Origin of the sequence: Microcystis sp., assembly GCF_048564745.1 — a bacterium.
Lineage (GTDB): Bacteria > Cyanobacteriota > Cyanobacteriia > Cyanobacteriales > Microcystaceae > Microcystis > Microcystis ichthyoblabe_A.
In genome coordinates this window covers 26,957-52,639 of record NZ_JBLZRT010000001.1, presented here as the reverse complement: position 1 = coordinate 52,639, position 25,683 = coordinate 26,957, and the positions used below count along the sequence as shown (strand labels likewise).

General features: G+C 42.4%; 26 protein-coding genes. 6 read left to right on the top strand and 20 right to left on the bottom strand.

Translation table 11 applies throughout. From position 1 onward, the window contains the following. The first annotated feature begins 22 nt into the window (after positions 1–22). Entirely contained in the window at positions 23–1,396 is a 1,374-nt protein-coding gene (mnmE, locus tag ACOCD9_RS00235; protein ID WP_419546117.1) for a tRNA uridine-5-carboxymethylaminomethyl(34) synthesis GTPase MnmE, read from the top strand. A gap of 62 nt (positions 1,397–1,458) precedes the next feature. Here mnmE and ACOCD9_RS00230 read toward each other — a convergent pair whose 3' ends face one another. The 3 genes from ACOCD9_RS00230 to ACOCD9_RS00220 all read right to left on the bottom strand — a co-directional run bounded on the left by ACOCD9_RS00230 (position 1,459) and on the right by ACOCD9_RS00220 (position 2,585). Beyond that, positions 1,459–1,776: a polyhydroxyalkanoate biosynthesis repressor PhaR gene (locus ACOCD9_RS00230; RefSeq protein ID WP_287703688.1), complete on the bottom strand. Its 318-nt coding sequence runs from the start codon at positions 1,774–1,776 to the stop codon at positions 1,459–1,461. Between the two features lie 112 nt (positions 1,777–1,888). Further along, complete coding sequence (locus ACOCD9_RS00225; protein ID WP_419546116.1) at positions 1,889–2,197, bottom strand: polyhydroxyalkanoate biosynthesis repressor PhaR; 309 nt, start codon at positions 2,195–2,197, stop codon at positions 1,889–1,891. Positions 2,198–2,309: 112 nt separating this feature from the next. Beyond that, complete coding sequence (locus ACOCD9_RS00220; RefSeq protein ID WP_084990060.1) at positions 2,310–2,585, bottom strand: polyhydroxyalkanoate biosynthesis repressor PhaR; 276 nt, start codon at positions 2,583–2,585, stop codon at positions 2,310–2,312. Between the two features lie 346 nt (positions 2,586–2,931). Between ACOCD9_RS00220 and alr the strand changes: the two genes are divergently transcribed. After that, complete coding sequence (gene alr / locus ACOCD9_RS00215) at positions 2,932–4,128, top strand: alanine racemase (protein ID WP_287699713.1); 1,197 nt, start codon at positions 2,932–2,934, stop codon at positions 4,126–4,128. 213 nt (positions 4,129–4,341) lie between these two features. Further along, a complete protein-coding gene (locus ACOCD9_RS00210; RefSeq protein ID WP_287699710.1) occupies positions 4,342–5,646 on the top strand; it encodes a cytochrome P450 in 1,305 nt (434 codons plus the stop codon). 90 nt (positions 5,647–5,736) lie between these two features. On the opposite strand, the gene ACOCD9_RS00205 is transcribed toward ACOCD9_RS00210, so the two are convergent. The 8 genes from ACOCD9_RS00205 to glyS form a co-directional block, all read right to left on the bottom strand. Beyond that, the gene (locus ACOCD9_RS00205) at positions 5,737–7,728 is read right to left on the bottom strand and encodes an ABC1 kinase family protein (protein ID WP_287699709.1); all 1,992 of its coding nucleotides are present in this window, start codon (positions 7,726–7,728) and stop codon (positions 5,737–5,739) included. 95 nt (positions 7,729–7,823) lie between these two features. After that, the gene (locus tag ACOCD9_RS00200) at positions 7,824–8,000 is read right to left on the bottom strand and encodes a hypothetical protein (protein WP_287699708.1); all 177 of its coding nucleotides are present in this window, start codon (positions 7,998–8,000) and stop codon (positions 7,824–7,826) included. 27 nt (positions 8,001–8,027) lie between these two features. Continuing rightward, on the bottom strand, positions 8,028–9,122 hold the full coding sequence (locus ACOCD9_RS00195; RefSeq protein WP_287699707.1) for a glycosyl transferase: 1,095 nt from the start codon (positions 9,120–9,122) through the stop codon (positions 8,028–8,030). Between the two features lie 74 nt (positions 9,123–9,196). Continuing rightward, on the bottom strand, positions 9,197–9,886 hold the full coding sequence (locus ACOCD9_RS00190) for a retron system putative HNH endonuclease (protein ID WP_419546115.1): 690 nt from the start codon (positions 9,884–9,886) through the stop codon (positions 9,197–9,199). Beyond that, a complete protein-coding gene (locus ACOCD9_RS00185) occupies positions 9,883–11,304 on the bottom strand; it encodes an AAA family ATPase (protein WP_419546114.1) in 1,422 nt (473 codons plus the stop codon). The genes ACOCD9_RS00190 and ACOCD9_RS00185 overlap by 4 nt, the downstream gene beginning before the upstream one ends. A gap of 70 nt (positions 11,305–11,374) precedes the next feature. Next, positions 11,375–12,448, bottom strand: coding sequence for a magnesium chelatase ATPase subunit I (gene bchI, locus ACOCD9_RS00180; RefSeq protein WP_002760148.1), 1,074 nt, complete (start codon positions 12,446–12,448; stop codon positions 11,375–11,377). Positions 12,449–12,531: 83 nt separating this feature from the next. Beyond that, the gene (locus ACOCD9_RS00175; RefSeq protein WP_287699705.1) at positions 12,532–12,921 is read right to left on the bottom strand and encodes a hypothetical protein; all 390 of its coding nucleotides are present in this window, start codon (positions 12,919–12,921) and stop codon (positions 12,532–12,534) included. 270 nt (positions 12,922–13,191) lie between these two features. Next, the gene (gene glyS / locus ACOCD9_RS00170; RefSeq protein WP_287699704.1) at positions 13,192–15,324 is read right to left on the bottom strand and encodes a glycine--tRNA ligase subunit beta; all 2,133 of its coding nucleotides are present in this window, start codon (positions 15,322–15,324) and stop codon (positions 13,192–13,194) included. Positions 15,325–15,456: 132 nt separating this feature from the next. Here glyS and ACOCD9_RS00165 point away from each other — a divergent pair, with 132 nt between their 5' ends. Next, on the top strand, positions 15,457–16,041 hold the full coding sequence (locus ACOCD9_RS00165; protein WP_287699703.1) for a tRNA-(ms[2]io[6]A)-hydroxylase: 585 nt from the start codon (positions 15,457–15,459) through the stop codon (positions 16,039–16,041). Positions 16,042–16,069: 28 nt separating this feature from the next. Here ACOCD9_RS00165 and ACOCD9_RS00160 read toward each other — a convergent pair whose 3' ends face one another. Beyond that, positions 16,070–17,260 (bottom strand): GNAT family N-acetyltransferase, encoded by a 1,191-nt coding sequence (locus ACOCD9_RS00160; RefSeq protein WP_288138702.1) that lies wholly within the window; start codon positions 17,258–17,260, stop codon positions 16,070–16,072. Positions 17,261–17,296: 36 nt separating this feature from the next. Beyond that, positions 17,297–17,977 (bottom strand): RibD family protein, encoded by a 681-nt coding sequence (locus ACOCD9_RS00155; protein WP_419546113.1) that lies wholly within the window; start codon positions 17,975–17,977, stop codon positions 17,297–17,299. A gap of 91 nt (positions 17,978–18,068) precedes the next feature. Between ACOCD9_RS00155 and ACOCD9_RS00150 the strand changes: the two genes are divergently transcribed. Beyond that, complete coding sequence (locus ACOCD9_RS00150; RefSeq protein WP_419546112.1) at positions 18,069–19,994, top strand: sensor histidine kinase; 1,926 nt, start codon at positions 18,069–18,071, stop codon at positions 19,992–19,994. A 41-nt stretch (positions 19,995–20,035) separates the two neighbouring features. Here ACOCD9_RS00150 and pheA read toward each other — a convergent pair whose 3' ends face one another. Together pheA and ACOCD9_RS00140 are read right to left on the bottom strand one after the other, a co-directional pair. Then, positions 20,036–20,890: a prephenate dehydratase gene (pheA, locus tag ACOCD9_RS00145; protein ID WP_419546111.1), complete on the bottom strand. Its 855-nt coding sequence runs from the start codon at positions 20,888–20,890 to the stop codon at positions 20,036–20,038. 114 nt (positions 20,891–21,004) lie between these two features. Then, entirely contained in the window at positions 21,005–21,922 is a 918-nt protein-coding gene (locus tag ACOCD9_RS00140) for a ribonuclease D (RefSeq protein WP_419546110.1), read from the bottom strand. Positions 21,923–21,940: 18 nt separating this feature from the next. Here ACOCD9_RS00140 and ACOCD9_RS00135 point away from each other — a divergent pair, with 18 nt between their 5' ends. Then, on the top strand, positions 21,941–22,429 hold the full coding sequence (locus tag ACOCD9_RS00135) for a universal stress protein (RefSeq protein WP_419546109.1): 489 nt from the start codon (positions 21,941–21,943) through the stop codon (positions 22,427–22,429). A 9-nt stretch (positions 22,430–22,438) separates the two neighbouring features. Here ACOCD9_RS00135 and lepB read toward each other — a convergent pair whose 3' ends face one another. The 5 genes from lepB to ACOCD9_RS00110 form a co-directional block, all read right to left on the bottom strand. Beyond that, a complete protein-coding gene (gene lepB, locus ACOCD9_RS00130; RefSeq protein WP_409887036.1) occupies positions 22,439–23,014 on the bottom strand; it encodes a signal peptidase I in 576 nt (191 codons plus the stop codon). Next, the gene (gene mazG / locus ACOCD9_RS00125; protein ID WP_419546108.1) at positions 23,014–23,847 is read right to left on the bottom strand and encodes a nucleoside triphosphate pyrophosphohydrolase; all 834 of its coding nucleotides are present in this window, start codon (positions 23,845–23,847) and stop codon (positions 23,014–23,016) included. The genes lepB and mazG overlap by 1 nt, the downstream gene beginning before the upstream one ends. A 228-nt stretch (positions 23,848–24,075) precedes the next feature. Beyond that, on the bottom strand, positions 24,076–24,447 hold the full coding sequence (locus ACOCD9_RS00120) for a hypothetical protein (RefSeq protein ID WP_419546107.1): 372 nt from the start codon (positions 24,445–24,447) through the stop codon (positions 24,076–24,078). A 391-nt stretch (positions 24,448–24,838) separates the two neighbouring features. Next, positions 24,839–25,306, bottom strand: a complete 468-nt coding sequence (locus ACOCD9_RS00115) for a nucleotide exchange factor GrpE (RefSeq protein ID WP_002803367.1) — start codon at positions 25,304–25,306, stop codon at positions 24,839–24,841. Positions 25,307–25,308: 2 nt separating this feature from the next. Beyond that, a complete protein-coding gene (locus ACOCD9_RS00110; protein WP_002803365.1) occupies positions 25,309–25,680 on the bottom strand; it encodes a hypothetical protein in 372 nt (123 codons plus the stop codon). Positions 25,681–25,683: the final 3 nt, after the last annotated feature.

Here is a 25,683-nt window from a genome sequence, read left to right as displayed (position 1 = left end):
TTTAGCAAGGAGTGATTAAGAGATGTTAAATACAGGGGATACGATCGCCGCCATCGCTACGGCGATCGTTCCGGAACAGGGTAGTATCGGTATTGTCCGTTTATCTGGTAGTCAGGCAGTGGCGATCGCTCGTCGGCTTTTCCATACCCCCAACCGTCAACCCTGGGAAAGTCATCGTCTTCTCTACGGTTATATTCGGCATCCCCAAAGTCAAGCAATTATCGATGAAGCTTTGCTGTTGCTCATGTTAGCGCCCCGCTCTTTCACCCGCGAGGATGTGGTGGAATTTCACTGTCATGGAGGCATTATGCCCGTACAACAGGTGTTACAGTTATGTCTAGAAAATGGGGCGCGTTTGGCACAAGCGGGGGAATTTAGCCTGCGTGCCTTTCTGAACGGCAGAATTGACCTAACTCAAGCCGAAAGCGTCGTCGATCTCGTTGGGGCGCGTTCTCCCCAAGCGGCACAATTTGCCCTCGCCGGGTTACAGGGGAAACTCGCGCAACCGATTCGGCATTTGCGTGCCACCTGTCTCGATATTTTGGCTGAAATTGAGGCCCGTATTGACTTTGAAGAGGATTTACCGCCCTTGGATCACGAGGCGGTTGTCCATAGCATAGAACAGGTTTTTTGTCAAGTAAATTTAATTTTAGCTACCGCCGAGCGCGGGGAATTGCTGCGTAGTGGTCTGAAAGTGGCGATCGTGGGACGGCCGAATGTGGGTAAATCCAGTTTGTTAAATGCTTGGAGTCGGAGCGATCGAGCGATTGTCACCGATTTACCTGGCACTACCCGCGATATCGTCGAATCTCAGCTAGTTGTGGCGGGAATCCCCGTACAAGTCCTCGATACGGCTGGAATTCGCTCGGCCAGCGATCGAGTTGAACAAATTGGGGTGGAACGTTCCCGTCAAACGGCCCGGTCTGCTGATTTAGTTCTCTTAACCGTCTCCGCAGAGTCAGGATGGACCGAGGAGGACGAGGAAATTTATCGCTCTGTCAGCGATCGCCGATTAATTTTAGTGATTAATAAAATTGATTTAGCTCATCCCGAAACGGTAATTTATCCAGCAGAAATTGAGCGCGTTGTCAAGCTATCCGCCGCCCAAAATCAGGGGATTGAAGACTTAGAAAAAACTATTATTAATGCTGTCCAAAATCAAGAAATACAGGCGGCAAATTTGGATTTAGCCATTAATCAACGACAAGCGGCCGCTTTAACTAGGGCGAAAATTGCTTTGGAACAGGTCAAAAAAACAATTGACCAAAATTTACCTTTTGATTTTTGGTCGATCGATCTGCGTACTGCCATTCAAGCTTTAGGAGAAATTACCGGCGAAGAAGTAACTGAATCGGTACTTGATCGCATTTTTAGCCGTTTTTGTATTGGTAAATAAGCAATTAGGAAATCTGGTCAACTGTGTTGGGTTAACTGTAGTCTTGTTGAGGATTGTATAACTCAGATATTATTGGAAAAAAAGACTTTCCAAGCGGCCGTAATAATGGCACTCCCCAAAAGGATGATTAATGTCCAGACCTGATTTTTTTGGGTTCCTTCCACTGATTTTAGCCGATTGTCGATGCCTTCGATTTTCCCGTCTAAAACTTTAATATCCCCTTTGATATCAGCTTGTCCTATCTCAAGTTTTGTTAAGCGATTATCTAATCGATCAAACCGTTCATCAATCTTATCGAATTTCTGGCTAACTTCCTTGATACTGTCTTTAATTTCTTTAAGGATGACATCAAGGGAATAAGTAACAGTTTCGTTAGACATTGGGTCAACTCCTATACTGCATCTGGTTGGATATAATTTTATCTTAGTCTAGGCTTTAAGAAAATTTTCTTTCAGGAGCGATTAACTGTAGTCTTGTTGAGAATTAGAGAACTCAGATATTATTGGAAAAAAAGACTTTCCAAGCGGCCGTAATAATGGCACTCCCCAAAAGGATGATTAATGTCCAGACCTGATTTTTTTGGGTTCCCTCTACCGATATTAGCCGATTGTCGATGCCTTCGATTTTCTCGTCTAACACTTTAATATCCCCTTTGAGATCAGTTACTCCTATTTCTAGTTTGGTTAACCGATCTTCTACCTTGTCAAATCTTTCGTTAACCCGCTTCTCAAGCGAGTCGATCTTTCCCTCAATCCTTGTGAGGACAGCTTCTAGGGAATAAGTAACAGTTTCGTTAGACATTGGCTAAACTCCTATACTGCATCTGGTTGGATATAATTTTATCTTAGTCTATGCTTTAAGAAAATTTTCTTTCAGGAGCGGTTAACTGTAGTCTTGTTGAGAATTAGAGAACTCAGATATTACTGGAAAAAAATACTTTCCAAGCAGCCGTAATAATGGCGCTTCCCAAAAGGATAATCAATGTCCAGACCTGATTTTTTTGGGTTCCCTCTACCGATATTAGCCGATTGTCGATGCCTTCGATTTTCTCGTCTAACACTTTAATATCTCCTTTGAGATCGGTTAATCCTATTTCTACTTTTGTCAAGCGCTCATCAATCTTATCGATCTTCCCCTCAATTCTTGTGAGGACAGCTTCTAGGGAATAAGTAACAGTTTCGTTAGACATTGGCTAAACTCCTGTACTGCATCTGGTTGGATATAATAATTTTATCTTAGTCTAGGCTTTTTGGCATTCCTTACCCTATAGTTAACTTCACTTCTGTCCAACCACTGAGATAGTGTTAGGTGAAAACTTCGCTACTTTCTTGTCACTGATTACCCGTTACTGTTCATTCTCTACGGAAAAACCCTAACTGCCAATTTTTTCGGGAACTTCCTAACATCCCATTCATCTTAAAGCCTAGATTCCGCCTGGAAAAAGGAGGAAATCCAGAGGAGTTTCCGGCTTTTTTCCTAGCCCTCTCGGTTTTCTTTTGGTATAAATTGGGTAATGTGTGCAAAGGAGTGAGCGAGTGGTGTTTAGCATCGAACCAAAAATTATCAATCCGCCCAAAAACCGTCATGATTATCAATTGTCGGAAGTAATTCGCTATCGTGCTTGGGTAGAGATCGATCGCTCTGCCTTACAACAAAACGTGCGAAAAGTCAAGGCCTTATTAGCCCCAAAAACGGAATTAATGGCGGTAATTAAAGCCGATGCTTACGGACATGGGGCAGTTAAGGTGGCTAACAGCGTTTTAGAAGCCGGAGCGCAGTCTTTAGCCATCGCGACTATCGGGGAAGGTATCGAACTACGGGAAGCGGGAATCGTTGCCCCAATTATGATTTTAGGGGCAGTCAATACCCTGGAAGAAGTGGCAGCCTTAGCCCATTGGCAATTGCAACCCACCCTGGTGCAAATCGAACAGGTACAAATTTTTGCCACCGTGATGAGACGCTTAGAACAGCGGCTGCCGGTTCATATCAAACTAGATACGGGGATGTCTCGCTTAGGTACACAATGGCAAAACGGCACAAAATTCGTCGAACAGGTTTTAGAGGCTCCTAACCTGAAAATTGCCAGTATATACTCGCATTTTGCCACGGCTGACGATCCCAATCCCGAGATCATGCAGTTACAACGGCAAAGATTCCAACAAGCGATCGCCGAGTTAAGATCAAAAGGTTATCATCCCCCCTGTCTGCATTTAGCCAACTCTGCCGCTACCCTAAGCGATCGATCTCTGCACTACGATCGAGTTAGAGTCGGATTAGCTCTCTACGGTCTTTATCCCGCCGATCATCTCACCGATAAAGTCCCTTTGCAACCGGTGCTGCAAGTAAAAGCGCGCATTGCCCAAGTCAAAACCATTGCCGCCGGCTCGGGAGTGAGTTATGGTCATCAGTACATAGCGGCAAAAGATACTCGTATTGCTGTGGTCGGTATCGGTTACGCCGATGGAATTCCCCGCAATCTCTCCAATCGTTTAAAAGTATCCCTGAGAGGACGTTTAGTACCCCAAATCGGCGCGATAACCATGGATCAGTTAATGATTGACGTGAGCGAGATTCCAGAGGTAAAAACAGGGGAAATCGTCACACTTATCGGTAAAGACGGACCACAGTGCATTACCGCCGACGATTGGGCGCGGGATTTAGGTACAATATCCTGGGAAATTCTCTGCGGGTTTAAGCATCGTTTGCCGCGAATTATTATTAGCAACGGCTAATTAGGGCGGTGATCTTAAAAAATGTCAATTGGCGGCAATTCTTATTGTTAACTGACTGGTGAGATCTGTAATTAATTTTGCCTAGATACTTGCCTTGGTCAAGTGCGATCGCTGATTGCTGGGCTAGATGAGGGGATGAATTCTCCGGTGCTTTAGGTTAAAATAAACAGGGTTAATCGACGGCAAATGATTAGTTTTACCCTAGAGGCAGCGATGACTACAAGCAAAGATTTACCCCTACCCCCCGGCAGTTTCGGATTACCCCTATTAGGAGAAACAATCGCTTTTTTGACCGATGGGGATTTTGCCAGTAAACGTCATAATAAATATGGTCAACTTTTCCGTACTCATATTTTTGGCAGTCCCACGATTATTTTATCCGGTGCCGAAGCTAACCGGTTTCTCCTCAGCAACGAGAATAAATACTTTGCAGCAACTTGGCCTAAAAGTACCAAAACTCTCCTCGGCAGCGCATCTTTAGCGGTGCATACAGGAGATGTCCACGCTTCCCGTCGTCGCTTAATCTATCAAGCTTTTCAACCCCGGTCCCTAGCAAGTTATATCCCTACGGTAGAAACAATTACCGCTCGCTATTTAGAGCGTTGGCAAACCGCAAAAACCCTGTCATGGTATCCTGAATTAAGAAACTATACCCTCGATATCGCCTGTAAATTATTTGTCGGTCTTGATCATGGTTCTGCTACCAAATTAGGAGAAGCTTTTGATACTTGGTGTGCGGGACTATTTACCCTTCCCATTCCCCTTCCCTGGACAGCTTTCGGCAAAGCATTACGCTGTCGAGAAGAATTACTGGAAGCCATAGAAACTATCATTTTAGAAAGAAAAAAAAATGATGACTTAGGCCAGGATGCTCTGGCTATCCTTTTACAAGCTAAAGACGAAAACGGTCAAAGTTTATCCCTAGCGGAATTAAAGGATCAAGTGCTATTATTACTCTTTGCTGGTCATGAAACTTTAACCTCTGCTATCGCCACTTTCTGCCTACAAATGGCACTGCATCCCGATATTTTTCAGCTTGTCTTGGAGGAAATAACTAATTTTGATCTATCCACTCCTTTAAGCGTCGATACCCTTAAACAGATGACCTATTTAGATCGCGTTTTAAAAGAAGTTTTACGTTTTACTCCCCCCGTGGGAGGAGGATTCCGTCGGGTAATAGAAGACTGTCAATTTAACGGTTATCATTTGCCGAAAGGATGGACAGTGCAGTATCAAATCACCAATACCCATAAAGATAATAATATTTATTCTCGTCCTGAAACCTTCGATCCCGATCGCTTTTTAGCCGAGGAAAAACCCTACGGATATATCCCCTTTGGTGCGGGATTGCGCGAATGTATCGGCAAGGAATTCGCTCGTTTAGAGATGAAAATTTTAGCCGTCCGTTTAGTACAAAAATACGATTGGCAATTACTCCCCAATCAAGATCTCACCCTCACCTCTATCCCCACTCCTCACCCCCGGGACGGTTTACAAGTTACCTTTAAACCCCGTTAACCGGCTAGGATAAAAAAACTTTTAAAAAAGTTTAGCGTTCTTCTCGTAGCCGTGAAATTTATTTCACGGCATTTATTGACCGAACAGAGGTTAATCAGCAGCGGGTAAAGCTTTCGGTAATTCTCCATTTTGCTGATGATTTGGTGTATCGAATTCGAGAACTAGGTAACGAATCAAACGCGCTAGGGATTTTTGTAGCAAACCTTCAGCAATTTTTTGTCCCATCTGTTGGGTTTCCGGTTTAGCGATTAGTTTAGTCATCACTGGGACCATAGCCATGGCATCGAATCCTTTTGTTTCCTGTAAAATACTAAAGATGTTGCGAAGATGCTCAAAACTCTTGGCATCACCTAACAATTCTGGGGGAGTTTCTTGTACCGCTAAACCCACCTGTTGCCGGAAATTAACTGTGAGATTAAACCAAGTGCGACGGCCGAAGTTATCGAGCGCATTGACTAACTCATTAACTAATTTTTCGCGGATAAATATACCCCTGTCTGAAAGGAGAAAATCTAACGCTTGATCGGTCACTTTCTCGAAGTTAAAATCATTAGAATCTTTAGCATTTCGCAGGAGATTTTCTAAACGATTCCAGCGAAAAGTACCGTCTTTAAACAATAAATCTCGCAGGGAATCTCGCAACTCCGTGGAAGGATCGGTGAGCAGACGTTTAGCAATATAAGGATAGGCTTTACTCAGTACCTTAAAATTAGGATCGATGCCAATTGCTATTCCCTCTAAAGTCACCATCGAGCGAATAATCAGGGCATAATAGGCAGGAACTCGAAAGGGAAACTCATACATCATTGCCGACATTTTATCGGTGATACTTTTAAAGTTTAATTCTGCCACACTCGCCCCTAAAGCATTACCGAAAACTTCCGAAAAAGCGGGAACAATTGGCTCTAAATTGGTAGTTGGTGACAGGAAGTCTAACTTAACGTAATCCTTGGCCAAAGACTCAAAATCCCGGTTGACTAAATGCACCACCGCTTCGATTAAACCGTAGCGTTGATAGGGTTCAATATTGCTCATCATGCCGAAATCAAGATAAGCTAATTTACCGTCGGGAGTCGCTAATAAATTACCCGGATGGGGATCTGCATGGAAAAATCCGTGTTCAAGTAATTGACGCAAAGAACACTGCACCCCCACATTAACTAAGTGGGTGGCATCAATACCCTGAGCTTGAATTTCTTTGATATTAGTTAATTTTGTGCCGTCCACCCACTCCATGGTTAAAACCCGTCGCCCAGTATATTTCCAGTAGATTTTGGGGATGTAAATTTCGGCAATGTGACCATAAAGTTGAGCGAATTTTTCGGCGTTTTGTCCCTCGTGAAGATAATTAATTTCTTCAAAAATACGAGCGGCTAATTCGTCGGTAATTGCCACTAAATCGGAGCGAAGTCTTTTAATATTACCTTTCACCCAAGTCGCCAAACTACGCATGATATACACATCTAAAGTTATACAGCGAATCAAATCGGGACGCTGTACTTTAACGGCGACTTTCTCTCCGGTTTTTAATTTACCTTTGTAAACTTGTCCTAGGGAAGCGGCCGCTATAGGATTGGGGGATAATTCTGCGTAAATTTCCTCGGGAGAATAACCTAATTCTTCCTCGATAAAACGATAGGCAATTTCGTTAGGAAAAGAGGGTATTTGATCCTGTAGAGTGGTTAATTCTTCTAAATATAAAGGCGGTACTAAATCAGGCCGGGTAGAGAGAGCTTGACCGATCTTAATATAGGTCGGTCCCAATTTGGTCAACATTTCCCGCAATTGTACGGCCCGTCTAATTTCATTTTTTGGCGATTTTCCCCGCAGTTTATCCCACCAGATACCGATGACAAAAGATAAAACCGGCAGGGCAATTTCGATTAATCTCCCCACAACGTCTAGAGGTCGCCCACGGTAATAGTCGTTAATAACTTGGGGATTGTAGCGCCAACTCTCGGCTACGTTGTCATCCATGGGGCCGATATCTTCCCGATGCTCTTCGGGAATATGGACCGGCTGCACTTCAACGGTAATCGCTTCTGGGTTTTGCGTCTCTGGGGAGATCATCTGTTCGGACATAGTTCGGTGACGGGGCAGGGTGATTTGTAAACTATTGTAACAAGTATCGGCTTGCTGCCCGATCTTGTTTCTGTCTCCCTAGTTCTAGGTTCAGGTTAGCCATCAACTTTCCCAGGATGTTTATCGGTGTTTTCGACGATTTCGAGGCTGATACTGCCCTGATTATCCTGAATGTAGGTGTCAAAAAATAGGGCGGTAATTTGGCTGATTTCTAGGACTTTGTTAAATAAACTAGGGACGGCTGACCGATAACTAAATTCACCGCTAATCATCCGAGGTTAAATTGGCTAAGTTAATCATTATTGTTGCCTCTCAAAGTATTCTACGATAGCTCTCGCTATCGATTCTGCACCATCTTTAGCCAGTTTAACCTTTAATCTGGGCGGTTGGGGAGCTTGCCGTAAAAAGTCCCAATTACCTTGAAAAAATTCTTCACTGCTAATAATTTGATGATAACTATAATCTTGGATCCCAGCCAATAAAATCGCTGATTCGGCGAAACCTTCTCGCATCAGGGAAACAATCGGAACCTCTAATTTTAAAGCCTCGGCAAAGGTACTATATCCTGGTTTGGAAATAATTCGATCGCACAGGGGCATAAAATCCACAGGACGATAGCTCCGATCTGGTTTATCCTGTAGGCGGATTAAATTGGGCAATTCGGGCGCGTTTTTTTCAAAAGTGATAAATTGCCAATCGGGAAAACTGGCGAGATTATCATAAGGAATTGCTTCTAATCCTAACCCACCAAAACTCAATAAAATAGTTTTTTCTTTAGGTGAATTTAGCTTAAATTCCTGTCGCAATTGTTCTTCACTGTAGCGGGGTGTCCCCCCGGTTAAATTTGCTTCTGTAATGTGAGGAAATGCTGTCATTGCTTCTGCTAAAGGCAGTTTAAACAAGCGATCACATTGATTATAACAACCACTAATCCAATCACTAATACTGGCAAATTCTTCACCCCAATCACGATAGATAAAATCCCAGCCAAAGTTACCGATCATCCAACAAGGAAGCCCAGCGCTTTTGGCAATTAGTGCCGCTAAGGGCGGTAAATCGGCCACAACTAAACCCACACGATTAGTTTTAATAAAATTAACTTCACTGGCAATAATTGACCTTGATTGAGCAATTATTTGTTCTAATTTTTCTTTAGTAGCTAATTTATCCATCGTTAAACTATCCGATTGGATTACCCCCACATCAAACCCCCGATGTCTTTGAATATATTCTCCGGATATATAGGAATCTAATAACCAGCGCGGAGCAGTGGTGACTAATATCGGCAAAATTTCGGGATTAAGTTCAATAATATTAGCTACTACCGAAGCACTGCGGACAGCATGGCCAAAACCATGATTAGTAACGGCAAAATAAACAACAGGACGAGACATAAATATCAAGTAAGGTGAGAATAATAAGCGATAAATTTTGTTTTTCAGACCGTAGATAATAATTACCCTTAATTTTAGGGAGGCAAATGAGGCAGTATATAAATACTAGCAAAAGCATAATATTCCGCTCCCGATTGACAAGCTTCTTGCAGTAAAGATAAAGCCTCCGAGTCTCCTTGTTTTGCGAAACGTAATAATGCTAACAACCTTTTAATATATTGACTACGATAGTTAATTAATTCTTTTCGTCCACGCATACCATTGAGATCGAACAAATCTTCAACAATTTGACCACGTCGATCCCGACCATAAACACTGGCCAATTTTGCCATTTCATCCCAAACAAATTCAAGATGTGTATTCGGATCGGTTACTCCATCCGTGGGGTCTATTAACAGAGGATTTCCTGTGATATCATCGAGAGGAAAATTTGTGCCTTTGTGATTGGCATCATTACATTTATCACAAGAAAGCAGTAAATTCTCCCAAGTAAAAGTCAGATCAGGATACTGGCTTTTTGGATAAAAATGTTCGATCGCTCCGTAAGTTACCACTATAATCTTACTTTCACAGTAAGCGCATTTCCCATTAAACATTTTAACTAATGCGTCTTTAACTTGCGGATGACGGTATTTATTTTGTGCTTGGTTAATTTGAGCTTTAGTTGCCTTGTTGTTTGATTTTATTGATTCTAAAGCCTCTAGCCAACGAGCGGCATTTTTAGCTAATACGGGCGGCTCTGATATTCTGGTGACAGGAATCAAGATAAACGCTCCTCTAGTAAGGCATCAATTCGGGATTCTAAACTATTAGGTTGACTAATTTCGCCAAAGGGTTTAACTTCTCCAACAAATAATGACAGTTGTTCATATTCTTCCTTTTCTTCTGCTGCCAGATTTTTATTTTTACGATTTAGTTGGTGGTAACGCTTAATTTTATTTTCTGTCTCAGTGGGAAAGGTTGATTTCAAACCAAAAGCAGAACTTGTTAAAGTACGATCAACATTAGCCGCTAATTCTTTATAAGGAATTTCTACAATCTCTGATTCACCCTCTACCAGATCGATTCGTAGGGTTAAAGAATTTGGCCCTGCACCGGCAGCGATTAAAGGACTATGAGTAGCGACAAAGAATTGAAGCTTGGGAAAAACTTCCTGTAACCATCCAGCAATTTCCCTTTGCCAAGAAGGATGTAAATGAATATCTAACTCATCGATTAAGACGACTCCAGAAGCCTCTGTGGGGTTATCTAGATTGGGGAAGGATTGTAATAATCGCCAAATTAAATCTCCGGCTAAAGCAATCATACTCCTAAAACCATCGGATAAACTAATGGTTGGAACTTTTTGACCGTTAACTAGAAACTGAATCAAGGCATCGGCAGTTACTTCAGCAATTTCTACATTACCGGGTAACAGTTTAGTAATTGCTTCTTCGCCGATTTTTTTCATTTGTTTGGATTTACTATCTTCAGGATTTTTGGCTATTCGATAATCTAAATACACCATCCATCTCTCAAAAGAACTTAAAGATGTATCCTCATTAAATTGGCTGAAAAAGTTGCTAGAGCGTTGCGGGGGTTCAAGACTAGGAACATTCCGTTGATTCTCTCGTGTCAAACGACGGAAAGCTCCATAACCGACGGCAAACCAACCACGACTATCGGAGGCAAAAGCATTGGCTCGCAACCAACCCAAAATTTTGCTATTTTCTTCGATTAATGCTGGTTCTGTATAGGTTTGTTTGTCCTTACTGCCTCCTAATTCTAACCTTTCCTTGCCTGTAACAAAATAGGAATAAGCAAAAGTTTTTCGAATTTTATCCCAACCATATTTTCCCGCATCCCCATCTTCTTGATGAAGCACTGCGGTTAATTTACCCGGTGTCTTGGGATTACAGATCCAACCGGTCGGACGTGGTAATAATTCTTTGGCTGCTTCTGGTCCCGCGAGCAGCAAAGCTAAAGCCTGTAAAATCGTGCTTTTTCCTACTCCATTTTCTCCTAATAAAGTGATCCAATGATAAGGTTTAGCATCCTGACGACGTTGATTGGGATTACTAATAAATTTAATCTCTTGATTCTGGAAGCATTTAATGTTTTCGAGTTTTATACTTTCAACCCACATGGACATTCCCCCAGAGAATAACAGCGATCGATAAAATTCTAGCTTATTTGGCCACATCTAGCCCTTTTTGTCCTTCATCTCTAAATCCAGTCAAAAACCCTCTCTTCGGGGAGAGGGTGAATTAGATTTAGGAATTTTCCTCTAATCCAAAGACGCGATTAAAAGCTTTCAAGACTTTATAACCAGAATCGATCGATTCTAGGGGATCTTTCCGCAAACGGTGACGTAAACAGAGAACAATTACCCGACGGATATCATCTACCGTCACAGTTGTCCGTCCTTCCAAAGCGGCCAGAGCTTTAGCGGCACGATTGGTAACGATATCGCCGCGCAATCCATCCACGTCCAACTCGGAACAAACCTCGGAAATTTTCACCCGCAGATCATAATCAAGCTCCACGGAAGGCAAAAGATTCTGGGCCTCCACGAGCTTTCTTTGCAGTTCTTCCTGTTCTAAGTTATATTTCTCTAAAAACGAGAGGGGATTGCCATCAAATTCCGCACGCTGTTCCACGATTTTGACCCGTAGAGGTGGTTCTTTGACGGTGTGAATCTCGGCGTGCATTCCGAAGCGATCGAGCAGTTGTGGGCGCAATTCTCCCTCTTCTGGGTTGCCTGATCCCACCAAAACAAACCGGGCCGGGTGACGGATGGAAATTCCTTCCCGTTCCACCGTATTCCAACCACTAGCGGCCGAATCCAATAGCACATCGACGAGGTGATCGTCAAGTAAATTGACTTCATCCACATAGAGAATGCCGCGGTTAGCTTTGGCCAGCAAACCCGGTTCAAAAGCTTTTACCCCTTCTGACAGGGCCTTTTCGATGTCAATCGTGCCACAGACCCGATCCTCCGTCGCACCGAGGGGCAAATCTACCATAGTGACTTTTTTCTTGGCAATGGTCAAGGGGATGGCCTCGTCCACCTTTTGCCGCACCTCATCGCTCATTAAATCGGGATCATTGGGGTCAGAATTAAAGGGATCGTTAGCAACTACGTCAATTTCTGGTAAAAGGTCGGCTAAAGCCCTAATTGTGGTCGATTTTCCCGTACCTCGATCCCCCATAATCATCACCCCGCCAATTTTGGGGTCGATGACGTTGAGCATTAGGGATAATTTCATTTCTTCCTGGCCGACAATAGCGGTGAAGGGAAAAACCACGCGGCGAGTTTTCGGAGGAGCTTGGGGAGTCACGGTCATAAGTTGATTCAAAAGTCAAGAGTTTTTGAGTAAAGAATTATATCTAGTGGGGGTTCTAGCCGTCAGCTTTCAGCAAAGCTTTATCATTGTAAGTCTTTTTTCCTGCTTTTTAAGATCCAGCGCCAGAGGGGATGACCCGGCCCTTTGGCCTGAATTTTCTGCACCCGTTGCTCTAAGCGCAGTTTTTCTCTGGGGGAAAGTCCTAAAATAATGTTGCGACTTTGCCAGACTAACACTGCTCCTGTAATGGCAAGACAAAAGGCTAGACCGATAGAAGCCCAGTAATTGAAAGCTAAAGCGTATCTTAGGGCTGTCCAAGTAAAATACTGCCGCATTAAGGCTATATCATCCCTCAAAACCCATAAACTCGCCGAACCAATCCCTAACCAACAACCCAACACGAACAACCAACGACCCCATACCGTCAGTCGATGTAATCTTTGGACCTGTTGCTGTAGTTCGGAATCGGCCATTTTAGTTATCAGTGAGCAGTAATCAGTGGAGGTGTGGGGTGTGGGGTGTGGGCTTCGGCCGTGAGCTCAGCCGAACGGGTGTAGGGTGTAGGGTGTGGGGTGTAGGCTTCGGCCGTGAGCTCAGCCGAACGGGTGTGGGGTGATGGGGTGATGGGGTGATGGGGAGAATCAATAAAGGTAGTCTATTGACAACTGCTCACTGATTACCACTGTCCACTGAAAACTCAAATCTGATAACTGATAACTGATAACTGATAACTGATAACTGAATTATCCCTTGACAATTGCGCCAAAATCTGCTAGGACTCGGGCGTGATTTCGCAGTAAACCCAACAGATTTAAACGATTGCGACGGACAGATTCTTTTTCTGCCATCACTAACACACTATTTTCGCCATCAAAAAAGTCAGCCACCAGGGGAGAAATTGCCGTTAAAGCAGTGACGAGACGCTGATAATCTCTTTGCTCTTTTGCGCTGATAGTTTCGGGAATTAGGGCAATTAAAGCGTCATAAAATGCTGGTTCGGAGGATTGTTCAAATAACTCCGTATCGATGATTGCCTTGGCTTCTAGGGTAGTTGTATCTAAATCTCCTTTTTGTGCTAAACGGGTGGAGCGATTGACGGTTTCATAGATGTTGGCTAACTGACCATCCTGACGAATTTGTGATAAAAAGCGAGCGCGTTCACGGGTATCTAATAAATTTTCTAAAGCGCGAGACTTATACTCCGGATCGTTTTCCCCTAAAACTGCATTAACGAGATCATAATCTATCCTCAAATCATCAATTAAGAGAGTTTGCAGACGTTGTAAAAAGAAATCTTTAATCAGATTGACCGGGTTGGGTTTATCGGGATGACTGGTGACAAAATCCTTAGCTATTTGCTCAATTAATGCCAAAAGATTGATATTAAAATTGGCTGACCAGATAATACTAATTATTGCATTGGCAGCCCGACGGAGAGCGAAGGGATCTGAGGAACCAGTGGGCAGCATTCCCAGTCCAAAAATACCGACTAAAGTATCTAAGCGATCGGCAATTCCCACCACTTGACCGGTTATTGTTTCCGGGAGTATATCCCCGGCATTGCGAGGCAGATAATGTTCAAAAATGCCCCGGGCAACTACGGCCGATTCACCGCTAATTAAAGCATATTTTTCGGCCATTACTCCCTGTAATTCGGGGAATTCGTAAACCATTTGGGTAACTAAATCCGCTTTACAAAGCATGGCAGTGGACTCTATATCACTGCGACTTTGTTCATCGAGATTTAACTGTTCGACGATCATCTGGGCAATTTCCATAATCCGATCGACTTTATCGCGCATGGTTCCCAATTCTTCTTGGAAAGTGACGGTTTCCAGTTGGGGAAGAAAACTATCTAAGGGTTCATCACAATCGGCAGTATAGAAAAATCTGGCATCGGCTAACCGTGCGCGGATAACCCTTTCATTTCCCGCGGAGATAATCTCAGATTTCTGGGGATCGCCATTGGAAATAGTGATGAAATAGGGTGACAAACCCTGGGGAGTTTTCACCGGGAAATAACGCTGATGTGTCACCATCACGGTAATAATTACTTCTGGGGGTAATTCCAGAAATTCATCGTCAAATTTGCCGACAATTGCCGTGGGATATTCGACTAAGTTAGTCACTTCTGCTAATAAATCGGCGGGAATTTCTGCCACTCCCTCCAGTTGTTTGGCCAGGGTGGTAATCTGATCAGTAATTATCTGTTGACGCGCTTGCGGATCTGCTTCCACAAAAATTGATCGCAAACTGGTTAAATATGCTTGGGGGTGACTAATGGCTAGGGATTGCGGGTGTAGAATGCGATGACCAAAAGTTAATCGATCGCTGGTTAAAGTGGTAGAGCCATTAATTAATTCTAGGGGTAAAACTTCCCCATCAACTAAAGTTAATAACCAACGAATTGGCCGGGGAAATCTTAAATCTCCATCTCCCCAACGCATAAAACGTCTTCCTTCCAAACGAGTAATCCATTGGGGAATTAATTCGCTTAAAATCTCGGCTGTTGGACGACCCGGAATCGTTTTTTCAATATAGACAAATTCTCCTTTGTCTGTGGCGCGAATTGAGAAAGCGTCGGTGCTAACTCCCTGTTTTCGAGCAAAACCCTCACCAGCGGGGGTAATTTTGCCATTTTTGTAGGCTGCACTAACTGGGGGTCCTTTGATCTCCTCGCTGCGAGCCTCTTGCTCCGTCGGTAATCCTGTGATTAACACGGCCAAACGGCGCGGGGTTGCGTAAACTTGAATAGCAGTCGCGTCCAGAGATTCCGTCTCTAAACTCTTGCTAACTCTTTCCCGCCATTGTGCGATCGCGCTATCGACAAAATCTGCGGGTAGTTCTTCTGTACCGACTTCCAGTAAAAAATCCATCTGATTGATTGGCCGTGTTTATGCTTCACCAATCATCTAGGCTATCACAGAAGCCGTGTCCTTAGTTTTTGACTGGTGTTGTTCGACTTTTTGGGTTAGGGTGAAAGATGAAGCAAATTGGAATCAGCGACGATGGGAAAGATTAATTTATTAGTCAGTGCCACCTCTGAGGATTGGATAGAACAGGCAATTAATAATTTAGGGATTATTCTGCTCGATCATTCCCATTGTGAGCGAAAAGCGGCAGGAGTGGCCTTAAATCTCATGTTTCGTTATCCTTCCTACGCTTCCCTCGTGCGGAAATTAACGGCGATCGCACAAGAGGAATTAGAACATTTTGAACAGGTCAATCAATGGTTAGATAAATGGGGAATTCCCCTCGCTCCCTTAAATTCTCCCCCCTATGGTGCTAAATTAAAGGCCCAGATTCGTCACCAAGAACCCGATCGCCTTTTGGATTCTCTGTTAATATCAGCTTTAATCGAGGCGCGTTCCCACGAAAGATTAGGTTTATTGGCAGAATATTGTCCCGATCCTCAATTAGCTCAATTTTATCGCGGTTTAATGGCTTCCGAAGCGCGTCATTATGGTATTTATTGGCTATTAGCAGCGGATTATTTTGAACGGACAGTGATCGAGCAACGCTTAGAAACCCTAGCGGCGCTCGAAAGTGAGATTCTCACTACTCTGCACCCGGAACCTCGTATTCATAGTTGATTGCACCCAAGGACAAACCCTATCTAAATTACTCGTTCAACTCAATTTCTCTTTTGGAAAAGGGTAAATCTTGATTGATTGCCTCAATTTCTTCCTGTTCCATTTGATTAATTTCCTGGATATAATTGCGGAGAATTTGAGTCATTTTGCCATGATAAAAACGGTGTAAACTGTGATTAGCAGTGGCAGGAAAACCCCGTCTTTTTTTATGTTGTCCTCCCGCTCCAGGGTCAAACATGGTAATAGCTTGACTAATTGCCCAATCGATCGGTTGATAGTAACAAGCTTCAAAATGTAAACAGTCGTACTCTTGAAAACTGCCCCAGTAACGACCATAAAGATTAGTATCTTTGCGAATACAAAAAGATAAACCCACCGGTTTAGTATCCTTTTCATTTTGGTAGGCAGTAATCAAAACCACTCGCTGACGATAATTCGGATATAATTGTTCAAAAAATTTCTGTGTCAGGTATTTACTTCCCCAGTAAAATTTATCACAGGTACTGCTATAAAACCGATAAATTAACGGGAATAAATGATGGGGAATTTCTTCGGCAGCCAGAGTTTTAATAATTAACCCCGCATTAGTAACCGCTTTCCGTTCCCGTTTAATGTTGCGGCGTTGATTAGCATTAAAAACCGTCAGATAATCTTCAAAACTTTGAAAACCCTTGTTATTCCAAATATAACTATGATGTAACCAGGGAGTAAAGCCAAAATTTTCCATTAAAATTCGCCATTGGGGATCCACAAAAAGAAAATGACAACCCGACAGATTATTTTGATCACAAAAATGATCAATTGCCGCTATCATTAAAGCAGTAATCTCCAGTTCATTTTCCCCCGGAGCAATTAAAAAACGATAACCTACCGCCGGAGTAAAAGGGGTCATTCCTAACAGTTTCGGATAGTATCTAATCCCTAAACGATGGGAAAGATCCGCCCATTGGTGGTCAAAGACAAATTCACCATAACTATGACTTTTAATATACAAAGGAGCGGCGGCAATTAACTCAGTACCGCGCCAAACGGTTAGATGAGCAGGTTGCCACCCCGTCCGTCCCGTGGCGCTGCCGGAAGTTTCGATATTATGTAACCATTCCCACTCTAGAAAGGGAGTAGTTAGGGGTTGAGCGAGAGCATCCCATTTTTGTTGGGGAATCTCACTCATTTTATCAATCCAAGCCACAGAATATTGAGGTTTAAGCTGTTCTACCATGGGACAAGATAAGTCAACCTTTTTATTTAAGGTAATCTAGTTTTGGGATTTGTGGGAATCTCGTTCAAGGGAATAATGTAGGAAAATTTCTGCTTCCACGGTTTCCACGCTCAAAAGTTGTAATTTTCTGGCAGAATCAGCCATAAATCCAGGGCCTCCCAGGGGAGTTGCCGCTTTATTGCCTCCTAACAGCAACGGACAAATGGTTAGATGGATTTCATCGATTAGATCTTCAGCTAAAAGAGAGGCAATTAATTCACCTCCTCCCAGAATCGCCAGTTTTTTGATACCTAGGGCGGTAAATTGACTAAAAATGGTCTTCCAATCGCCGCAGACTAAAACAAGCTCAAATAAACCCCGATTTTCCCATGCCGCCACTTTTTCCGCTGCCGTGATTAACCAGCGAGGGAAAGGCTGCTGAAAAAATTTCATCCGGGGATCAAGCCAGCCTGAATAAGAACAAACGATCTGTATCGGTTGCGGGGATAATCCCCGTTGTTGACGGTATGCGAGAAAATCGCTATGACGGATAGGAAGACTGGTGTGATAAGCACGCAGGGTGTTAGCACCGAATAAAGCGGCATCCATGCGCGATAAATGTTGTTCTAGACGCATTTTATCGGTAGCAGAGGCAAATCTGGCCGCTGACTGGTAAGCGTCGGCAATTTTACCATCGGCACTCATGGCTAAAATAACGGTGGTGTGAGGATGATTCATGGCAAATGATGAGGGATATCACCGGATCCGATTGGTGAATAGGCTAGTATAGTCTGGAGTTTGATAGCAAGAATCAAACCGATTTCTGCCCATGTCTATCGGTCAATCCTCCTTTCGTCGTATTCTGCTCTCTCGCCTACTCCTAGTTAGTGTACCTGTACTACTGATGGGTGTTTATGTCACCTATCGTAAGGCGCGATCGGCTTTTTTGGAAACGGCCCGTCAAAATCTCACCGAGAGTGCCATCAGAAAAGCAGACAATATTGAGCAATCAATTCAATTTTTGCAGGTCAATCTGATCACTGCGGGGGAAAGTCTGGTTTTAAAACAGGGAACCTTAGCCGAAAAACAAGCTTTTTTACAACAATTCACGGCGCAGCTTCCTAATCAGATTAACTGTGTGGAATTAATTGATATTAAAACCAAGAAACCTTTATTAAATCGAGCCTGTGAACCAGAAATTATCAAAGTTTTACCTCTGGAAAGATGGACAGAGAAACGGACTAGCTTTGCTGGAAACATCGAAAATATTTTAATTAAAAGTTTACCTCGACAACTTTTAACCAAATCTCCCAATAATAATCGTCAATTAGAATTAGTTTTTGCTGTTCCCATCTACGATAATCAAGGACAATTACAATCTAGTCTGATTCTGCAAACTTCTCTACTTTACCGTGAGAAGGTTTTACCCGGTTCTTTGTCAGGTTATCCCGTGGTTATTTCTGAAAATGGCATTATTCTCGCTCATCCCTATTTTCATCGCATTGGTAGGCATATCAGTCAAGAAGCTGATGCTGAACGCCTCAATCTGATCATCAGTAATGCTGTTAAAGGTCGGCAGAGATTTCTCCATTTATTTTCTTTCGAGAAAGATGGCAAAGAATTAGTCGCAGGTTATAGTTCCCTCCCCAGTCCATTTACGGGAGAATCATCGCAAAAATGGATAGTTTTAGCCATTAGTCCCCTCTCCCAAGCTCTGGCTCCTCTACAACAAATTTGGGAGGCAATTTTTTATCTAATTTCTGGGTTATTATTAGCTTATTTAGTAACTATTGTACTGATTGCCAGGGATTTAGCTATACCTTTAGAAAAACTGCGAGATTATGCCTTAAATATTCAGAAAATTCCTTCCCAAAAGATTAGACCAGAAAACTTTAATATTCGAGAAATTAATCAGTTAGCCTCGGCCCTAGAGGGAATGCTCGAAAGGTTACGTCTTTGGGGAGAGGAAATAGTTAAGAGTCGGCAAGAAGCGGAAAATGCTAATCAATTAAAAAACCAATTTTTGGCTAATACTTCCCACGAATTACGCACCCCTCTTAATGGTATTATTGGCTCAATTCGTTGCGTTATGGATGGATTTTGTAACAGTGAGCAGGAGGAAAAAGAATATCTGCAACAAGCGGATAAGGCAGCCGTACATCTGTTGGAAATTATTGATGATATTCTCAGTATTGCTAAAATAGAAGCGGGCAAACTTTCTGTTAATCATGAACCAGTAGATTTACATCAAATTATCAATGAAGTTATTAATTTACAAACAGCTTCGCTGCAACGTAAGCACTTAAAATTCAATCTACTTTTTTGTCCAGAAATTCCTATAGTCTATGCTGATACTACTAAATTTAAACAGGTAATTTTGAATGTTATTTCTAACTCAATTAAATTTACTGATACAGGCACAATTTCTTTAATAACTCGCCTAGAAAATACACAGGCTATTATTACTATAATCGATACAGGAATCGGTATAGACCCCCAGCAGCAATCAAAATTATTTCGCCCCTTTGTGATGATTGATGGTTCCACAACGAGAAAATTTAGCGGTACGGGTTTAGGATTAGCTATTTCTAAGAATTTTATGAAAATGATGGGGGGAGATATTACTATCTCTAGTCAAGGTCAAGGTTTAGGAACAACTGTGGAAATTATTCTTCCTCTAGTGGGGGAAAAAAAGCTTGATTCTACCCCAGAGGAAAACTCATCTTTGCCGATTCTTCCCTCTCTTAAAAGCTAAAATATCTCTATTTAATTTCTGTAATTTATGAGGAATTTAGTTTATAATTCCTCTAAACTTTCTACAGGCAAATTAACCACCTGATAAGCACCAAAAACCTCGATCGCATCGGTATAATTGGTTAACTCTTCTAAAGTTGCCGCGATTAAATGCTGTTGATCTGGATTAATTTCTAGATCAATAAAAAATATGTATTCCCCTAAAGATATTTTAGTTGGTCGCGATTCGATCCGAGATAAATTAAGCTGACGTTTGGCAAAAACTTCTAAAGGTTTGACTAAAGCGCCGGGTTGATCTAAAACCTGAAAAGCGAGGGACATCCGCTCACCTTGGCGATGAGAAGTTAAAGCCATGACCCAAAAACGGGTACAATTATCGGGATAATCATTAATTGGTTGTGTTAATATTGGTACATTATAGAGTTTTGCCGCCCGGGGGGAAGCAATAGCGGCCGAATTAGCCTCTCGATCGAGAATTTGAATCGCTTCTGTGGTAGAATTGGTGGGAATAATTGGCACGTTAGGTAAATTATTTTCTAGCCATTTTTGACATTGGGCTAAAGCTTGGGGATGGGAATAAACGGTTTTAATTTCTGTTAGCGATTGTCTGGGAGATAGAAGTGCATGGGAAATCGGTAAAACTAATTCTTGTTGAATCTGTAACCCAGGTAATTGCCATAAAGCATCAAGAGTCATTACCACACTTCCTTCGGTGGAATTTTCCACCGGGACTACTGCTAAATCGGCCTGATTTTGGACAATTGATCGCAAGGCCAAGGCAATGCTAGGATAGGGTATTAATTGACGAGGCTGGGGTGGTAAACTATTAGCAAATGCTAAAGCGGCTGTTTCTGAATAGGTTCCCACCGGTCCCAGATAAGCGATCTTTACAGTCATTTAGATTATCCCCGCAAGCAATTTTTTCTAGCTATTACAGCCATTCTCATAAATATCAAGTATAACCTAATTTGGTATTTACTCCTATCTCCTATCTGCTGAATTCTGCTATAATCATCTCAAGTCAGCTTCACTTTGTTTGATGGTCAATTGACTGATTTTTTGGCGATTTTCCTCGATGGTTAACCCTTGGGCTAAATCCCCCAATTCTTTGAGCAGATCATTAGTTAAGGAGAGAGATATTTGGCTATCCTGACCCGATAAATAGACAACTTTGGCTAATTCAGCCAGTTTAACTTTTTTGCTGGTGCGATTTTGGTAACTGACCGAAAATCCGTTAATCTCTGCAGCCTCTTGCTCAATCATTGCCGATTTTAAACGTTCCTTGAGATGTTCCATCTCTGTATCTAAAATCTTCCATTGCTGGTAAATTTCCCAATAACGATTAGTTAATCTTTTCAGATTCTCACCGGCAGGATCGGGAGTAATTAAATGGGAAAGCTGCAAAAGACGATGGTGGATTTGGGCCGTATATACGGGGTCTTTTTGTGCATATTCTAGCTGGGCAACAGTTAAAGGTCTTTTGCCCCAGTTTCCCCCCTGTTCAGTCTTATCAATAGGGGGAAAATGACAAAGACATTCAGCCAGGGTTTTTAGTTGATAATTGGGTAAAGGAGCAATATAGTAGGGAACCTGTTTAGCTAACTCTAGGGTACAGGTAATTTTTTTAACTTGGCCCTTACCGCCCAAAAATTTACAATCATAACTAGCATTGTGAAAAACCTTTTCTATCCGGTCAACCAGCATGATTTTAGTGATAAAATAGTCAGTAAGATCGGGTCGATCGAGAACATCCAAAATTGTCACCCGCTCCCCCGTTAAGTCCGTGGAATCAGCCAGAATTTGAATCAGAGACAAACGGGGAGTCTTGCTATCGTAATCGGCCACTTCCGTATCTAACCAAAGAATGGGAAAATGAGAAAAGTGATCGATCGCATTCCTAATAGCGTCGGATTCCGTTAAATAAGGCATGGTTGCAGAGGTGGAAAAATGTATCAAAAAATCTTGATAGCAGTAGATTTGTCAGAGATGGGGGAGAGTGTCTTTAAGGAGGCTGTATCCTTAGCCAGTAAGTACGAAGCTAACCTCCTACTACTGCACGTCCTTTCCCCTGAAGAAGATTATAGCCCTTTACCGATTCCACCCAATTTAGCCGATATTTACCCCGCCCAGGGTAATGATCTCACTCTCGATTTTTGGCGGCAACAATGGGAAGAATTCGAGCAGAAAGGAGTGGAAATGTTGCAAAAAAAAGCTAATCAGGCGGGAGAAATGGGTGTAAAGGGAGAATACCGGCAAATTTACGGTCATGCAGCCAAAACTATCTGTAAAGTGGCGCGAGAGGAAAATATTGATTTAATTGTCATCGGTCGGCGTGGGCGATCGGGTCTAGGAGAGTTATTCTTAGGTAGTGTGAGTAATTATGTTCTCCATCATGCCCCCTGTTCCGTCTTAATTGTTCAACATCGTCAGGGCTAAAAATTTCTGTCAGCGATTCCCCCCTAAAATCCCCAAACGATTAAAGGGAAAAAAGCGAAAAACCGCCCTACCAATCACGTTATTTTCCGGTAAAAACCCCCAGATATGGGAGTCATTGCTATTATTGCGATTATCTCCCATGACAAATAAGTTATTTTCCGGCACAAGCAAAGGCATTAAATTATATTGAGGGGATTCGAGAATATAATCCTCTGACAAGGGTTGATTATTCAGGTAAATTTTGCCCTCCTTGACAGCAATCACATCCCCTGCTGTAGCAATCACTCTTTTAATAAAAGCTTGGTCCTTTTGGTATCCCTGTAATTGTAATTGTGCCGGCGGTTCAAAGACGACGATATCCCCCCGTCGAGGAGGATGGAAATCGTAGGAAAGTTTTTCCACTACTAAGCGATCGCCCTGTTCTAAAGTGGGTAACATAGAATCAGAGGGGATAAAACGAGGTTCAGCCACAAAAGTGCGAATCAGTAGGGCTAAAATTAAAGCTATAGTGATAATTTGCAGATTTTCTCGAATAGAAGCCCAAAAACTCTTGGATTTGTCCTTATTAATTTCTTGCTCTTGCATTATTGCCCGGATGATGGTTGATGTAACTTAGCTTTCGCTTGCTGCCAGAAAACTGTTAATTCCTCTAGTGTATAGTCATGGAGAGGCTTTTCCGCCACAGATTCCACTAGGGAAAAACGTTGAATAAAACGCAGATTAGTCTCTTGTAAAGCGATGCTGGGGTCCAAATCATACCAGCGAGCAAGATTGACAATAGTAAAGAGTAAATCGCCTAATTCGGCCTGTTGATGCTCTTTATCGCCCGATTCTAGGGACTCTTGCCATTCTGCCAACTCTTCGTCGAATTTTTCCCAGACTCCCGCGATATTTTCCCACTCAAAACCGACTCGCGCTGCTTGCCGAGAAATTTTCATCGCCCCCATCAAGGGTGGTAAAGTTTGGGCATAACGGGTTAATTTGCCGCTAATAGTCGGGTCATTTTTTTCCTCAGCTTTGATTTTCTCCCAATTTTGACGCACCTGTTCGGGATTTTCTAGGGATAGCTCCCCAAAAACGTGGGGATGACGACGAATTAATTTATCGGTGATGCCTCTAGCCACTTCTTCTAGGCTAAAATTACCCTCATCGCTGGCAATTTGGGCTTGTAAAACCACCTGTAGCAGTAAATCGCCCAATTCCTCGGCAATGGCAGTTTTATCACCGCTTTTAATCGCCGCTACCACCTCATAAGCTTCTTCGATAACGTAGGGAATCAGGGTTTCTGGGGTTTGGGCTAAATCCCAAGGACAGCCGCTTTCTGGGTCTCGTAAACGGGCAACAACGCTGATTAAATGGTTTAATGCCTCTAAGATGACCTTGTAGCTGGGATTGTCGGTTTCTGGAAGGCTAGACATCGATTTTTTCTGGTTTTCTCGCCCATTATACCGGTTAGTTATCAGTTATATAGCCGTCAGCCATTAGCTTTTTTCCCTCGACTCCCTGTTTCCCCATATAATGAAAAAACCCGGTAAAACCGGGTTGCACTAGCTTGGAGTGTGTATAATCAACCGGTAAAGCAGTTGAAAACTTAAATAAATCTAAATAGAAAAAAGGTGAGCAATTCCGCTGTAAGAAAATCAGACTTAATGAATTACTCCGCAAGTTAGGGGACAAGAAGCATAAATAGCTTGATGGGAGGTTTTTACCTCACCGTGTAACCAGTGCAACCAGCTAACTTCGTGGGGATGAACACCTTTTGCTGTTAATAAAGCGGCACTAATTAGGATAGCCAAAATATTGATACCAATAATCATTCCCGCCACTAAAAGCACGGAACTAATCGGTAAAACCGACTCTAAGATAATCGCAGACAATGCTCCCACTGTCATCATTAATACTACTAAAGGAAATCCCACTACTAATAAACAGACAGTGAGGACGAAACTCCAGAGAAGAAAGCTTTTTAGCATTGCTAAAGGAACGTGGCCCCAGTTATTTCTTGCGGTTAATTGCATCTTCCTGACCTCTTACAAACTTGGTGGTCTAACTTTTCTGCACGTTGGCTCAAAGTTGATGAAGACCAGTATAGGAAAAACACCGAAGAAAATGAGCTATTCGCAATATAAATTTACAATCATCGCCGATCATCTATGTTATATGTATCGAACTATTACAAGAATCGGCCAGAGGTATCGAAAACTTTACAATCGGTTTCCCTTGATCCCCAATCCAGTTTCCTACTGAAATCCTTGATCCCCGTCGATAATCCTTTCTTGTCTCCCTGCCCTCAGATTTTTCCTCGTCTCCTTGTAACAAATATTTACAAGTACCTCTAGAATTCTCAGAAAATAAGTGGACGGGAGCGCCAGAGTGCCGAGTTGGGAGTGGGAAGTGGCAAAGGGTTATCTATTCTTGTTTAGATGTAATAACCTCCATCGGTCTGAGTAATTTATCCTCGATAGTAAATCCCTGCCTGACTATTTTTGTGATCGTCTGTTCTGCCAAATCGGGGCGTATTTCTCGCTCCACCACCTGACAAATAGTAAAATCTGGCTGATCAGCGGACAGTTCTATTTTCAGCACCTGACGTTTTTCTAGAATACTTAATAATTTTGTCTGTACACTTTTTAAAGATTTCGGTAATCTTTTCCAGACTCGCTCATCTGGTTCGGGTCGATCTTCTAAAAAATTTAATAACGATTCGAGGGTATCAAACACCTCTAATAGTTCTAAAAAAATCTGTTCTTTTTCCGATCGATTGTTCTCTCCTTGCTGCCGTAAAGCTTGTTTTAAACTTGCCTCCTCGTTGATTAAATTTACAATTAGGCTTAATAATTTATTTCTATCTTCTTGGCTAATTTTGTAATTATTCATCCTTAGTCCTCCCCAAAATTTAGGTCTTTGAGTATCGATGAAGCCAGTTCGCCAGCGACTTTTTTAAATTGTTCTTGATCGTAATTATTAATATCATCCATGCTATTTAAGATTTCTAAAGATGGTAAAGGTTCAGACAATTCCGAGAAAGACATGGTTTTCAAGCGTTGAACCAGAGGGAGATGAGGACGTAAATAATCGGCAACTATCCTATCTTGAGGATTCATTAATATCTTACGCGCTTTAGCTATACTATCCATAGAATAGCTACGTCGTTTCATAGCTAGACCAAAAGCTTTAGTGATTTCGGCAGTGGAAGCGGCTGGAGAAATTTCTAGAATATCGTAAGGATTACTATCTAAATTATCGTACATTCA

What these genes read in the sequence shown, in the direction of transcription:
- glyS (WP_287699704.1), bottom strand. Translation starts at nt 15,324, where the DNA reads ATGGATTTTTTACTGGAAGTCGGTACAGAAGAACTACCCGCAGATTTT.
- ACOCD9_RS00140 (WP_419546110.1), bottom strand. Translation starts at nt 21,922, where the DNA reads ATGCCTTATTTAACGGAATCCGACGCTATTAGGAATGCGATCGATCAC.
- ACOCD9_RS00110 (WP_002803365.1), bottom strand. Translation starts at nt 25,680, where the DNA reads ATGTACGATAATTTAGATAGTAATCCTTACGATATTCTAGAAATTTCT.
- ACOCD9_RS00230 (WP_287703688.1), bottom strand. Translation starts at nt 1,776, where the DNA reads ATGTCTAACGAAACTGTTACTTATTCCCTTGATGTCATCCTTAAAGAA.
- pheA (WP_419546111.1), bottom strand. Translation starts at nt 20,890, where the DNA reads ATGACTGTAAAGATCGCTTATCTGGGACCGGTGGGAACCTATTCAGAA.
- ACOCD9_RS00200 (WP_287699708.1), bottom strand. Translation starts at nt 8,000, where the DNA reads ATGATTAGCGGTGAATTTAGTTATCGGTCAGCCGTCCCTAGTTTATTT.
- ACOCD9_RS00210 (WP_287699710.1), top strand. Translation starts at nt 4,342, where the DNA reads ATGACTACAAGCAAAGATTTACCCCTACCCCCCGGCAGTTTCGGATTA.
- mnmE (WP_419546117.1), top strand. Translation starts at nt 23, where the DNA reads ATGTTAAATACAGGGGATACGATCGCCGCCATCGCTACGGCGATCGTT.
- ACOCD9_RS00120 (WP_419546107.1), bottom strand. Translation starts at nt 24,447, where the DNA reads ATGCAATTAACCGCAAGAAATAACTGGGGCCACGTTCCTTTAGCAATG.
- ACOCD9_RS00115 (WP_002803367.1), bottom strand. Translation starts at nt 25,306, where the DNA reads ATGAATAATTACAAAATTAGCCAAGAAGATAGAAATAAATTATTAAGC.
- ACOCD9_RS00175 (WP_287699705.1), bottom strand. Translation starts at nt 12,921, where the DNA reads ATGGCCGATTCCGAACTACAGCAACAGGTCCAAAGATTACATCGACTG.
- ACOCD9_RS00195 (WP_287699707.1), bottom strand. Translation starts at nt 9,122, where the DNA reads ATGTCTCGTCCTGTTGTTTATTTTGCCGTTACTAATCATGGTTTTGGC.
- ACOCD9_RS00155 (WP_419546113.1), bottom strand. Translation starts at nt 17,977, where the DNA reads ATGAATCATCCTCACACCACCGTTATTTTAGCCATGAGTGCCGATGGT.
- lepB (WP_409887036.1), bottom strand. Translation starts at nt 23,014, where the DNA reads ATGCAAGAGCAAGAAATTAATAAGGACAAATCCAAGAGTTTTTGGGCT.
- ACOCD9_RS00160 (WP_288138702.1), bottom strand. Translation starts at nt 17,260, where the DNA reads ATGGTAGAACAGCTTAAACCTCAATATTCTGTGGCTTGGATTGATAAA.
- ACOCD9_RS00185 (WP_419546114.1), bottom strand. Translation starts at nt 11,304, where the DNA reads ATGTGGCCAAATAAGCTAGAATTTTATCGATCGCTGTTATTCTCTGGG.
- ACOCD9_RS00150 (WP_419546112.1), top strand. Translation starts at nt 18,069, where the DNA reads ATGTCTATCGGTCAATCCTCCTTTCGTCGTATTCTGCTCTCTCGCCTA.
- ACOCD9_RS00205 (WP_287699709.1), bottom strand. Translation starts at nt 7,728, where the DNA reads ATGTCCGAACAGATGATCTCCCCAGAGACGCAAAACCCAGAAGCGATT.
- ACOCD9_RS00220 (WP_084990060.1), bottom strand. Translation starts at nt 2,585, where the DNA reads ATGTCTAACGAAACTGTTACTTATTCCCTAGAAGCTGTCCTCACAAGA.
- ACOCD9_RS00135 (WP_419546109.1), top strand. Translation starts at nt 21,941, where the DNA reads ATGTATCAAAAAATCTTGATAGCAGTAGATTTGTCAGAGATGGGGGAG.
- ACOCD9_RS00225 (WP_419546116.1), bottom strand. Translation starts at nt 2,197, where the DNA reads ATGTCTAACGAAACTGTTACTTATTCCCTAGAAGCTGTCCTCACAAGG.
- bchI (WP_002760148.1), bottom strand. Translation starts at nt 12,448, where the DNA reads ATGACCGTGACTCCCCAAGCTCCTCCGAAAACTCGCCGCGTGGTTTTT.
- mazG (WP_419546108.1), bottom strand. Translation starts at nt 23,847, where the DNA reads ATGTCTAGCCTTCCAGAAACCGACAATCCCAGCTACAAGGTCATCTTA.
- ACOCD9_RS00165 (WP_287699703.1), top strand. Translation starts at nt 15,457, where the DNA reads ATGGGAAAGATTAATTTATTAGTCAGTGCCACCTCTGAGGATTGGATA.